The organism is Anaerorudis cellulosivorans, from assembly GCF_025943985.1.
Taxonomy (GTDB): Bacteria; Bacteroidota; Bacteroidia; order Bacteroidales; family Dysgonomonadaceae; genus Anaerorudis; species Anaerorudis cellulosivorans.
The window spans coordinates 41,061-54,094 of the sequence record NZ_JAPCWE010000006.1 but is presented as its reverse complement, the minus strand read 5'-3'; the positions used below and the strand labels follow the sequence as shown (position 1 = coordinate 54,094).

The 13,034-nt window shown below is 40.8% G+C and carries 9 protein-coding genes; 3 read left to right on the top strand and 6 right to left on the bottom strand.

The features are described from left to right. Positions 1–4: 4 nt before the first annotated feature. From OLM34_RS04685 to OLM34_RS04675, 3 genes are read left to right on the top strand one after another with little or no spacing between them, the layout of a single operon-like run. Positions 5–1,186, top strand: coding sequence for a glycoside hydrolase family 16 protein (locus OLM34_RS04685; RefSeq protein WP_264405574.1), 1,182 nt, complete (start codon positions 5–7; stop codon positions 1,184–1,186). A 20-nt stretch (positions 1,187–1,206) separates the two neighbouring features. Next, positions 1,207–2,457, top strand: a complete 1,251-nt coding sequence (locus tag OLM34_RS04680) for a glycoside hydrolase family 5 protein (protein WP_264405573.1) — start codon at positions 1,207–1,209, stop codon at positions 2,455–2,457. A gap of 39 nt (positions 2,458–2,496) precedes the next feature. Further along, on the top strand, positions 2,497–4,827 hold the full coding sequence (locus tag OLM34_RS04675) for a glycoside hydrolase family 3 N-terminal domain-containing protein (RefSeq protein WP_413777190.1): 2,331 nt from the start codon (positions 2,497–2,499) through the stop codon (positions 4,825–4,827). A 123-nt stretch (positions 4,828–4,950) separates the two neighbouring features. Here OLM34_RS04675 and argS read toward each other — a convergent pair whose 3' ends face one another. The 6 genes from argS to OLM34_RS04645 form a co-directional block, all read right to left on the bottom strand. Further along, on the bottom strand, positions 4,951–6,744 hold the full coding sequence (gene argS, locus OLM34_RS04670) for an arginine--tRNA ligase (RefSeq protein WP_264405572.1): 1,794 nt from the start codon (positions 6,742–6,744) through the stop codon (positions 4,951–4,953). A 60-nt stretch (positions 6,745–6,804) separates the two neighbouring features. Then, positions 6,805–9,636, bottom strand: coding sequence for an FAD-binding and (Fe-S)-binding domain-containing protein (locus tag OLM34_RS04665; protein ID WP_264405571.1), 2,832 nt, complete (start codon positions 9,634–9,636; stop codon positions 6,805–6,807). After that, positions 9,633–10,856, bottom strand: a complete 1,224-nt coding sequence (locus OLM34_RS04660; protein WP_264405570.1) for a C45 family peptidase — start codon at positions 10,854–10,856, stop codon at positions 9,633–9,635. The genes OLM34_RS04665 and OLM34_RS04660 overlap by 4 nt, the downstream gene beginning before the upstream one ends. A 155-nt stretch (positions 10,857–11,011) precedes the next feature. Beyond that, entirely contained in the window at positions 11,012–11,215 is a 204-nt protein-coding gene (locus tag OLM34_RS04655) for a winged helix-turn-helix domain-containing protein (RefSeq protein ID WP_264405569.1), read from the bottom strand. A gap of 217 nt (positions 11,216–11,432) precedes the next feature. Next, the gene (gene coaE / locus OLM34_RS04650) at positions 11,433–12,023 is read right to left on the bottom strand and encodes a dephospho-CoA kinase (protein ID WP_264405568.1); all 591 of its coding nucleotides are present in this window, start codon (positions 12,021–12,023) and stop codon (positions 11,433–11,435) included. Between the two features lie 12 nt (positions 12,024–12,035). After that, positions 12,036–13,022, bottom strand: coding sequence for a YbbR-like domain-containing protein (locus OLM34_RS04645; RefSeq protein ID WP_264405567.1), 987 nt, complete (start codon positions 13,020–13,022; stop codon positions 12,036–12,038). Positions 13,023–13,034 lie beyond the last annotated feature (12 nt).

Here is a 13,034-nt window from a genome sequence, read left to right as displayed (position 1 = left end):
AAAAATGAAAAGAAAAATTGCTTTAATCATTCCTATTGCGCTTCTATTAGGAGCATGTAGTCATGAGTTACTTGATACTTCTACAGGAAGCGTTACTGGCATGCTCACCACTCGATCAGCAATAGGTGGTCCAAATGGGAGTATTGATGTAAATGGAATGACGGAAAACAGTCTTACTGTTTCGTATTATGCAGGTAACGAGTTTACTTTTGTTCGATTGTATGTATCCGAGGGGAATGGAGAGGGACTTGTCCTCGCGGCACAGGATATGAATTATTCGGACGGTACCTATTTTTATACCCTGAGTCATCCGACTTTCACGCCTGGTGCAAAAATTTACATTTGTGTTCTTAAGAATAGCAATGGTGTGGAGGTATGTATACCTCAAGGGGAATTAGCAACTGTATCTACATGGGCAAGTATTACTTATGGGGATGATTCGAACATTAGTCCAGGTGATCAACCAACCCCCAATTACATGCTTATATGGGCTGATGAATTCAATGGTAGCTCGTTGGATCCATCAAACTGGACATGCGAAATTGGTGCAGGTGGTTGGGGTAATAATGAATTACAGTATTACACATCCCGCAGTCAGAATATATCTGTTGCAGACGGTAACCTAAAAATTACTGCCCTTCGTGAAAACTATCAGGGAAGCACTTGGACATCTGCCCGTATTAAGACTCAAGGTAAACGTGAATTTAAGTATGGGAAAATGGAGGCGCGGATTAAGTTGCCAAATGGAAAAGGTTTATGGCCTGCCTTTTGGATGTTGGGTGCAAATTTTGCCTCAGTAGGTTGGCCCTATTGTGGAGAAACAGATATTATGGAACATATTAATTCAGAAAATACGGTATATGGTACAATTCATTGGGATTGCAATGGCTATGCAAGCTGGGGACAGAGTACCCTAAATAACTATTGGAATAACTTTAGTGTGGATGTAACCCAGTACCATGTTTATTCAATTGAGTGGAATTCTTTGTCAATAAAGTGGTATGTGGATGGTATTCAATTCATGGAGGCTAATATTGAAAATAGTGTCAATAGTACTGAAGAGTTTCACAAACCTTTCTTTTTTATACTTAACTTAGCAATTGGAGGGAATTGGCCTGGATATCCAGACAGTAGTACACCTTCTCCTTCAACGATGTATGTTGATTATCTTAGGGTTTATCAATAATTTAGGATTGATATCATATTATGATAAGAACAAGTAAAATATTTTTTGTTGTTTTTCTTTTATCTCTTGCCTTTACTTCAATATTCGCACAAAACGAAAGACACGAGAAAAACGGTTTCATTTCTGTAAAAGGACAAAATTTAGTTACTCCCGAAGGGGAACTATTTTTAATGAAGGGGATCAATCTTGGGAATTGGTTAAATCCTGAAGGATACATGTTCCTGTTTCAAGATGTAAATTCTTACCGACTTATCGATCAGGCTTTAAAAGAAATGGTAGGACCGGATTTTGTCAACCAATTCTGGAGAAAATTTCAGAAAAGCTACATTATCCAAGACGATATTCGTTATATCCGTCAAACAGGTATGAATTCCATTCGTATCCCTTTTCATTACAAATTGTTTACCTATGAAGATTTTATGGGAAACAATAATCCCAATCGCGGATTCGAACTGCTCGATAACGTTATTCGATGGTGTAAAGCAGAAGGGTTGTATGTCGTACTCGATATGCATGCTGCGCCAGGAGGTCAGACCGGCGACAATATCGATGACAGCTACGGTTACCCGTGGTTATTTGAAAGCTCCGAAAGTCAAGAGCTTTTTTGTTCTATCTGGAAACGAATTGCTGAACATTATGCCGGTGAGCCTACCGTTCTTGGTTATGATTTGTTGAATGAACCCATTGCTCATTTTTTTGATAACAAAGATGAGCTAAATAATTATCTCGAACCCCTTTACATGAAGGCGACCAAAGCGATTAGAGAAGTTGACAAAAATCATATTGTTATCTGGGGTGGTTCGCAATGGAATACCAATTTTTTGGTTTTCCACAATCCGAAATTCGATGATAAAATGATGTACGAATGTCATACATATTGGACAGATACCACTCAAGCTTCAATTCAGCACTTTCTTGATTTCAGAGAAAAAACGAATTTGCCGATGTATATGGGCGAAACGGGAGAAAATACGGATGAATGGATTGAAGGATTCCGGCGTTTGCTCGAAAGAAACCTGATGGGATGGCATTTCTGGCCGTATAAAAAGATGCTGAAATCCAGTTGTATGGTTTCAATAAAAGAGCCTAAGAATTGGGATCTTGTTGTGGAATACACCAAAAAAGATCGAAGCAGCTTTGCCAAAATTCGCGAAAACAGACCTGACCAAAATAAAGTGCGAAATGCATTGAATGAATTGCTTGATAATTGTAAATTGGTCGAGTGTTCAAAAAACGACGGTTACATAAAAGCATTAGGCATGCAACCGTAAAAAACAATTAAAATTTTTATATCAAAACGGATAAATCAAATGAAACAGAAAAAATTTGTATTTCTCTTGCTGCTTTCACTTTCTTTAATGGGGTGTGAACAGAAAAAAACAGATGATCAGCAGGTTGAACAGAAAATCAGCAAGTTGATCTCTAAAATGTCCATTGAAGAAAAGGTGGGGCAAATGGCGCAATTCACCATCGATGTATTGGGTAAAGGCGGTGGGGTGTACGCCAGCGATGAACCTTTTGAACTCGATCCGGCCATGTTGGATACGGTTTTCGGTAAATATAAGGTAGGGTCTATTTTGAATACGAGCAACAACAGGGCAAGAACTACCGAAGTTTGGGAAAATACCATCAAAATTATTCAGGGAAAAGCCCTACAAGAAACAGGAATTCCTGTGATTTACGGGATTGATGCCATTCATGGGGTCACCTATACAGCAGGGGCAACCTTTTTTCCTCAACAAATAGGAATGGCAGCTACGTTTAATCCGGAATTGATGGAGGAGGGTTCACGTATTGCGGCTTATGAAACAAGAGCTAGCAATATTCCGTGGAATTTTTCGCCTATCCTCGATTTGGGACGTGATCCGCGTTGGCCACGTCAGTGGGAAACTTTTGGGGAGGATCCTTATCTTGCCAAGGTAATGGGATTGGCTTCTGTTCGCGGATATCAGGGAGACAATACCAATCATGTCGATCCTAATCATGTGGCTGTTTCGTTGAAACATTATATGGGCTATGGAGTGCCTTATTCGGGAAAAGATCGTACACCTGCGGTGATTACCGAAAGTGATCTTCGCGAGAAACATTTTGAACCGTTCCGTGCCGCTGTAGAAGCCGGTGCTTTATCCATAATGGTTAATTCGGGAATTGTCAACAATGTGAACGGACATGCTAATTATAGGTTGCTTACCGAATGGTTAAAAGAGGATTTAAATTTCGATGGGGTAATCGTAACGGATTGGGCTGATGTGCAAAATCTGCTTTCTCGTGATCATATTGCCAAAGATTATAAAGACGCTATTCGTATTGCCATAAATGCCGGGATCGATATGGTAATGGAACCTTATAATTTGCGATTTTGTGATGCATTGGTACAACTGGTTAAGGAAGGGGAGGTTTCACAGAAAAGAATTGACGATGCTGTGCGCAGAGTACTGCGTTTGAAATTTCGTCTCGGGTTGTTCGATCGACCTTCGTGGTCGCGTTCCGAGTACCCTGATTTAGGAAGTCCTCAACATGAAGCTATAGCAAAAGCTGCGGCTGACGAATCAATTACGTTGCTGAAGAATGAGGACAATATCTTACCGCTAAAAAAAGGAGCGCGTTTCCTGGTTACAGGACCCAATGCCAATTCGATGCGCACACTCAATGGTGGATGGAGTTACTCGTGGCAGGGCGAAAAAGTGGAAGAATTTGCTCAGCAATACAATACTATTTTTGAAGCTTTGCAGAAAAAATTCGGGGAAACAAACGTGAAATATGAGCCGGGAGTGACGTATAAAATGGACGGACAGTATTTTGAAGAAAATCCACCCGAAATACATAAGGCTATAGCTGCTGCAACAGGAGTAGATTACATTGTGCTTTGCTTAGGGGAAAATTCGTATTGCGAAACCCCTGGCAATCTGGATGAATTGTCACTCTCTGAAAATCAGATTCAACTGGCATTGGCTTTACAGAAGACGGGGAAACCCGTTATTCTCGTGCTGAATGAAGGTCGTCCACGCATTATTCGTGAAATTGAACCGGGCTCGAAGGCCATTGTGCAGCTCTATTTACCCGGTAATTATGGGGCAGATGCGTTGGCCGATATCCTCACAGGTGATGTTAATCCGAGTGGCAAACTCCCATACACGTATCCGAAATTTGAACAAGGACTAATAACTTATGATCACAAACCTTGCCAAAATATCGGTCAAAAAATGGAAGGAGTATATGATTACGGTGCAGAAACTGCTGTTCAATATCCCTTTGGATTTGGCTTGAGCTACACAACGTTTGAGTATACAAACCTCACCATCGACAAGAAAAGTTTTGTTCCGGGAGATACCATTTCAGTTACGGTTGACGTGAAAAATACCGGTGAGATGGCCGGTAAAGAATCGGTGATGCTTTTTACAAACGATTTGGTTGCATCCATTACACCCGATGTGCGTCGCCTAAGAGCATTTCGGAAAATTAATCTCCAACCCGGTGAGAAGAAAACGGTAACATTGAAAGTAGCAGCTAACGATTTGGCTTTTGTAGATGCTGATGGAAAATGGGTATTGGAAGCAGGCAACTTTAAATTTCAGGTAGGAAACTTGGCTGATAAAGTAACCTGCACGCAAACAAAAATATGGGATACACCAAACAGGTAAGAAATTATAAAAAGAAATTCCCGCTAAAGAGGCGGGGAATATGTTGTTCATAGCATTTTTCAGTAAAACATCGACCATCCTTTAATAAAGTGGTCGATGTTTATTTTGTTAACCCAATATCCCTTACATACGTTCCGGCACATCGATTCCCAGCAGTGACATGCCTTTCTGTATGATGGCAGCAATGTTCTTTGAAAGCATAAGACGAAAATTGCGAAGTGCAGGATTTTCTTCTCTCAGAATAGGGAAATCGTGGTAAAATTGGTTGTATTCTTTTGCCAGATCGTATACATAGTTAGCGATAAGCGAAATATTATATTCCTCTCCTGCTTGTTTCACAATATCGGCAAAATTGGCAAGTAATTGCACCAATCCTTCTTCCTTTTCGGACAACGAGGTCGATGGATCTAATTTTTCGGGAAGTTCAATAGCTTGTTCAGTTGCTTTCCGCAAAACGGATTTGATGCGGGCATGGGTATATTGGATGAAAGGTCCGGTATTACCATCAAAATCGATGGATTCTTTGGGATCGAAAGTCATGTTCTTTTTGGGGTCGACTTTCAGGATAAAATATTTCAGTGCTCCCATGCCGATCATGGTTACGATTTGTTCCGCTTCTTCCGGTGTGCATTCATCTAGTTTTCCGAGTTCTTGCGATATTTCGCGAGCAGTGTCGATCATTTCGTCGATCAGATCATCGGCATCTACCACTGTACCTTCACGCGATTTCATTTTTCCTTCGGGTAGTTCAACCATTCCATAGGAAAAATGCAGCAATCCTTTACCAAATTTGAAACCGAGCATATCAAGCAGGATGGCAAGCACTTGAAAATGATAGTTCTGCTCGTTGCCCACCACATAAATCATTTTATCGATGGGATAGTCGTCGAAACGGAGTTTGGCTGTGCCAATATCTTGTGTTATGTATACTGATGTTCCGTCGGCGCGGAGCAACAATTTGTGATCGAGCCCGTATGACGTGAGATCAACCCATACCGATCCGTCTTCTTTTTGGTAGAAAAGGCCTTCTTTTAAGCCACGCAATACCATTTCTTTACCTACCAGGTAGGTTTGCGATTCGTAGTAGATTTTGTCGAATGTGATGCCCAATCGTTGGTAAGTTTCGTCAAAACCGGCATATACCCATTCGTTCATCATTTTCCATAAGCTTATCACTTCGGGATCGCCGGCTTCCCAGAGACGCAACATTTCGCGCGCTTCTTGCATGAGGGGAGATTTTTTTTCGGCTTCTTCTCTCGACAAGCCTTGTTGCATGAGTTCTTCAACTTCGGCTTTGTAGTTTTTTTCGAAGAGTACGTAATAGTCCCCAACCAGATGATCTCCTTTTTTGCCCGATGATTGAGGTGTTTCGCTGTTTCCCCATTTTTTCCATGCTACCATCGATTTACAGATATGAATACCTCGATCGTTTACCAATGTAGTCTTGACAACCTTGATGCCGTTGGCTTTCAATATTTCGCTTAGTGAATGTCCCAGGAGGTTATTGCGTACATGACCCAAATGGAGTGGTTTGTTGGTATTGGGTGAAGAATATTCGACCATGTAAAGCGGAGACCTGTCCGTTACAGGCGTGAATCCGAAATCCGGGTTATTGTTGATTTCTTCAAGCTCTCCTATCCATATTTGGGAGGAAACGCACATGTTTAAGAACCCTTTAATGACATTAAATTCGCTGATAAAAGGCAATTTTTCGGATAAATAGCTGCCGATTTCTCGAGCAGTCTGTTCGGGATTTTTTTTCGATATTTTCAACAAAGGGAAAGTTACCAGCGTATAATGCCCTTTAAACTCTTTCTTTGTTTTTTGAAGAGTGATCACGGAAAGGTCTACATCGGCTTTGTATAATTCTTTTATTGCTTCGATAATATGCTCTTGAAGTTTGTTCTCGATATTCATAATCTTTAAGCAGCTGTTTTGAAGTGCAAAAGTAGTAAAAATTTTTGTAGCAGTCTTCCTTTATGAAAGAGGTTCGGTGGATTTATCGACTAAATATACCAGTGATTTATATGAAATGCCGCTGTTGACAGATAATCCGATTTCGCATGTCCGACTGTTGGAATAGCCTTCTTTTGCATCGCCAATGCAATGTTTTAAAGGTGCTAATGCCGAATGGTTGAGTTCGGGATAAAAAAATCCGCGATCGCCCGCCCATCCACAACACGTAATGCCTTCGGGGACGATAACTTTTTCGGCACATAGCAATGCTACTTTCAACATTTTTTCTTCGAGTTTCATCTTTGTGGAGCTACACGTAACATGCACGGCTATTGACAGCGGTAGTTTGTTAAATTGAAGTCTTTCCAAAAGAAAATCGTGAATGAATTCCACCTGATCATAAAGCTTCAGTCGGCTGTCGAGGGTTTCGCGCATATGCAGCAGACACGGGCTCATGTCGCACACAATGGGTAATTGACCGTTGCGGCTGGCTTTAAGTAAGGCTTCGTTGAGTTCGTTTTCCTTTTTTTGAGCTTGTTTTTTGAACCCTTTGCTGCTAAAAGCCATGCCGCAACACAGGCGGTCTTTTCCTTCGGGAATAATAACAGTGTAATTGGCTTTTTTTAGTAGCGAAACCATTCTTGAGGGCACATCTTCTTGATGATCATCATAGCCATATGCAGGTCCCCCCATCGAACGTGTGATACACGACGGAAAGTAAACTACCATTGGCGATTCGGCAGAAGTGGCAGGGAAAATGTTCCGTTCGATCTTCTTGCTTCCTGTAGGCACATAGCGCGTCCATAAAGGGAAAATGCCGTCGCCTACTTTGTAAAGTCCTCGGGTGAAACTTTCCATGGAATTGTATCCGATGATTTTTGCAATGGCATGGGGCAGTTTCATCAGGCTGCGCAAGAAAGCCGTGACACTATCCATGTGATTGGCAACCCAGGCAGCTATTGCATTGGAAAACCTGCTATTGTGCTGCCAACGAAGCTCTTTTATGAGAGTTCCCGTGTTGATACCTACAGGACAAGCAAGGCTGCAAAGTCCGTCTGTTGCACAGGTTTCGTCTAAGGGATACGATATCTTTTTTGCCAGTTCCCGAACGGTTTTATTATTCGATTTTCTTGTCTGGACGCTTTCTGCCAAATAGCGATAGGCTACGATGCGTTGCCGCGGAGTAAATGTAAGGTTTTTCGAAGGGCATTGAATTTCGCAGAATCCGCATTCAATGCATTTATCGATAAGTGGATTAGCTGCAGGAATATTTTTGAGGTTTTTGATAAAAACTTCCTTATCATCGTTTATAATGACACCGGGATTAAGGATGAGATTCGGGTCGAAGGCTTTTTTAATGCGCTTCATCAATGCATAAATTTCTGTTCCCCATTCTTTTTCAACAAAAGGAGCCATGTTCCTTCCCGTCCCGTGTTCGGCTTTGAGGCTTCCGTGATGTTTTGTAACTACCAAATCGGTCAACATGTGCATGAACTGTGCATATTTTTGTACGCCGTCTTGCGAGTTGATATCGGGAAATACGGTAAAATGTACATTCCCATCCAGTAAATGTCCCCACATTACCGCATCGGCATAGCCCGATTGTACAAGCAAATTGCGTACATCGGTTAGTGCTTCACCGAGGACTTCGGCTTCGAAAGCAATGTCTTCGATAATGGATGCCGTGTTTTTTGGGCGACCGGCAGCGGCCGATGTAAAAAGCCCGTTTCGGACGTTCCAGTAGGTGTTGTACCTATGGGTATCGGTTGTAAATTTTATGGGTAATAGTGTTTTAATGTGAGACAGAGCAGTTTCGATTTCTTGCATTTGACGTTGAAGGGTTTCTTCATCGTCTGCCGAGGTATCGATAAGAAGTGCGGCTGCATAGGCCGGCAGAGATTTCAGTTCCGGTGGCATGCCTTCCTGATCTTCCACTGCGCGAAGTGCATTTCTGTCCATTAATTCTGCCGCACTTACAGCACAGTTACGCAACGGAATAATCGCTTCGCATACATCTCGGAGATTGGGAAAGTAGATCATGGCCGCAGCTTTAAGTGGTGCATCGTGAACGGTTGCGAATGTGGCTTGCGAAACAAATCCGAGTGTACCTTCCGAGCCAATCATCAGATGCTGAATGATTTGGATAGGATCATCAAAATCGATCAATGAGTTTACTCCATAACCACACGTATTTTTCAGGCGAAATTTTTGGGATATTTTGTCTTTTATTTTTTCATTTTGAATGGCGTGACGGTGTATTTCTTCTATTTCGGAAATTAGTTCCCGGTGAGAAGTGGTGAACTCACGACAGCTTTCTTTGTCTCCGGTATCAAGCAGGGAACCATCGGCAAAAATAATGCGCATGGATTTTATCGTATGGTAACAATTGTATTTTATTCCGTAGCTCATTCCGCTGGAGTTATTGCCGATAATTCCGCCTATTTTTGCCGAATCAATGGATGCCGGTTTAGGTCCCAACTTGCGTTTGTAGCGCATCAACATCCGATTCGCCGCCGTACCGGTGAGTCCGCAACCAAAAGTGGCGGTATAGCCTTTATCGGTAATGCTTGAGAACTCGAATCCTTGACCGATTTCCATGAGAATAGAATCCGAAATAGTTTGTCCGCTCAGGCTTGTTCCGGCTGCTTTGAATGTTAGGGGTACTTTTTTCGTATTACAGAATGTCAATAATCGGATTACTTCCTCTTCCGAATCAACTTTTATTGCCATTCTTGGAATTAGTCTGTACAAACCGGCATCGGTGCCCTTCACCAGTCGCGAAGTCTCATCAGTGAAAATTTGGCTTTTTGGTAAAAGTTTCGCTATGTTGGAATATAATTGTTTGTCTGTCATTTTTTTATTTCATTATTAGCGTAAAAATCAGATACCTTACTATTCAGAAATTCGTAATACTTTTCGATTTCCGAGGTTAGAGGAGGTTTTATTCTCCATACGGCAAGTTTTTCGTCCGTCAGTTCAAAAAGCTCCTTTTCCAACGGTTCAATGAGTTGGATGTATCCCGTTTTGTCGGGATTGACCAATTGGGTCATTTTCAGATAATGATATCCTTCGGGATTGTTGACGGGATAACATGCTTTTTTCCATTCCAACGCATATTCGTTCAACGGGCTGTTTTTAGCTTGTGCGTCATACCGAAGAATTTTTGGCATGTTTTCGTTTCCGCGAAGCCATAAAGGCATGGCTACGGTTGTTGCCGGGTAACCAATAAGTGCCCAAATGGTGGTCATATCGGGAAATTCTTTCGGCTTAATGCTCTGAATAACAACGGTAGAAACCGAACTGTGCCGTGTGATGAAATCGTCTGATACAACAAACTCAGTTTCTGGTCGGCTGGTTTCGTATTTTTTTCGATAATCGATTCCAAAAACCGGGTGATAAAAACATCGCGAAAATTCCTGTATAACTGTTCGATAGTTGAGTTTATTCTTTTTTGCAGCCTCGGCGAATATTTTTTCCGCAGTTTGGCGACGGATCGAACCACGTTTTTCTTCATTTGTGCCTGTTTCGGAATAGTTTGTGCGGATAATGTATCCTTTTGGGGCAATTCGGGGATTGTTTGCATCGAATTTTGTCCATTTCCAATGGTCTACTTCGTAAAAAGCAATACCGCCTTTAGCATCCATTACGCCAAAATTTGCTGCTATTCCCCGGGGTTTGGGGTATGTCTCGAGCAATTGTTCAAAATCTTCCAACGAAGCGCAAGTTTGTAAGGCAAGTTTCATAAAAATGCCTTCTTTGTCTTTCAATGGTGTGGCGTCTCCTATGTTTACGTTATAGGAAGCGCTGTTCATAATGGCAAATCCTGCGCTGTTGGCTCCTGCCCACACATTTTCTCCTTTTATGTCGGCTGAATTTACCAATCCGATGTATGGGTATATTCCGTCGGCAAAGTAGCGCATACTGTTTTTGGGTTCGTCCGAATCACGCAGTTTCCAAATTATACTTCTTCCATCGGGGGTATATTTACCCGATATTACGGCAGTAGTACAAGCTAAGGTGTAATTATACAATATGCCGAAAAACAGGATGAAAATCGGGAAGAACTTTTTCATAATACGGGATTAAATTTGCGGTAAAGATAATAAAATAAAAGAAAGCTGTCATTAATGGCAGCTTTTTAAAAAATTTTCGGGTTACATCCCAACTGATTCTAAAAAACCGGTCTTTTTAAAAGGAGATAGGGAAATTCTTTTAATGCCGGACAGGTTTATTTCAGACTAACAAATAATTCCTTTCCATTTTCTTCTTCTTCGAAGCATAATTTGCCTTCTCTTGCCAGCCAACCTAAAGCGGCATACAAGTCTTTTTCTCTCAGTTTTGTTGCTTTTTTTAAATCTTTCACGTTTTGACGTCCGGCTATGTCAAGTTGAGTCCATACTTTGCCGGCATTCATTCCAATTATTTCTTCCATAATTTTAATCAATTATAAGTGCTATTTTTTTCGAATACTATGAATGCAAAGTTACATTTTAAATCTAAAAATAAAAATAATTTCTATTATTTGCTTGTTGCACATTTTGCTAAAAGCAAGTGGGGATATAAGGGCTCGTAAAAAATAGACATAACCGGTATTAAGAGGATCCATATGCACCACCCAAGAGGGATTAACAACCATAACACAGGCATGATTATTTCTCGTTGAGATCGAGTTGTTTCAGCAAATTTGAAACCTGAGGTATCAATGCATGTTTGTCATCATTATAAATAACGAAATCCGCCATTTTTATTTTTTCTTCATCGGGGATTTGATTTTTCTCGCGTTCGTTTATTTTTTCTATCGTAACGTTGTCTCGTTGCGATGCTCGTGCGATTCTGAGTTCAAGCGGGGCAAAAACCGTAATGGTTTTATCGACATAGTGGTGAAAATTTCCTTCGAAGAGTATAGCAGCCTCCAAGGCTACTATCGGGTAATTGTTTTTCGATTTCACCCATGCGGCAAAGTCCTTTGCTACTTCGGGGTGGATGATTGAATTGGCCAAGGATAGTTTTTCGGGGTTATTAAAAATGAGTTGGGCAAACTTGTTTTTATCGAGTTTATCCCCCACGTAAATTTCTTTTCCGAAATGTTGGATGAGTTTTTCGCGAATTACCGGAGAAGAATCGTTTAATCTTTTAGCTTCTTTGTCGGCATTGTAAACCGGAATCCCATGAATTTTGAGCAATTCGCATACTACCGATTTACCACTGCCGATATTTCCTGTGACTCCGATTTTTATCATGATTGCAAGGTGTTATTCTTTTTTTTCGAAAAGAAATTCCACTATCGATGGAGATAAACGAGGATTCAGGATGGAGTCGGGGCTTTTTGTGAGTTTTACTTCAATTTTCCCTTCTTGATTAGATTTGAGCTCATTATAGTCAAGATTTATTTCAAAATCTTCAGGGGCAATTTTTTTGTATTCTTCTAATGTTACCGAAAAAATAACATTAACATGAGAAGGGAAGAACTTGACGTCAAGATTTTTGGGCAAATTGGAACAGGTAATGGGAATTTCGAAACTTTTCTCTGTATATTCCTTGATAAGGATTACAATATCAATTTCTTTAGGAACAAATTTGACGCCTTCGACTTCTTTAATCTTCACTTTAAATTGTGAAGTAGCTTTTAGATTTTCGAAAACTGTATATTCGGTAACGGCCTTATTTAATTGTGCCAATTGTTTTTTTGAGGCATAGGCTGTTACGGTTTCAGGAATAAAAGTGACACTGTCGATAACCAAGTTGCCACCGGCAGTGGTAATTTCTCCGTCGAAAACCACAGGTAATTTTTTGCTTTCGAGTTTTGATGCACCTAGTGAAATTATGGCCGGAGAATAACTCAATAGCTGCGTAGTAGGCGATAATTCATTACGAATGAGCTGAATAAGTTGATTGCCTTGGATGGCATCTACATTGTTTTCTTTAAATTCGCTTACATTGATTTCTAAGGAATCTTTTTTCGACAGGTCGTATTTGAAGATTTGGTAGCCATTGTCGGCAACCCTGATTTCGATATATGCCGGCAGAGGATTATCGAAAACAATGTCTTCAGGTATATGCGTGTATTTAAGAGGGATGCGATAACTACCCTCGACATGGCGCTGTGAAAAGAGCATCAGCCAAAAGATGAAGGAAAGCACCAAAAAAAACAAAAATGTGAACAAATTTTTCCACGGGAACGTAGAAAAAAATGTTCGCACTTTTTGTTTCCAATTATTGATGACTGTTTTAAAATCCATATCGGTTTAGGG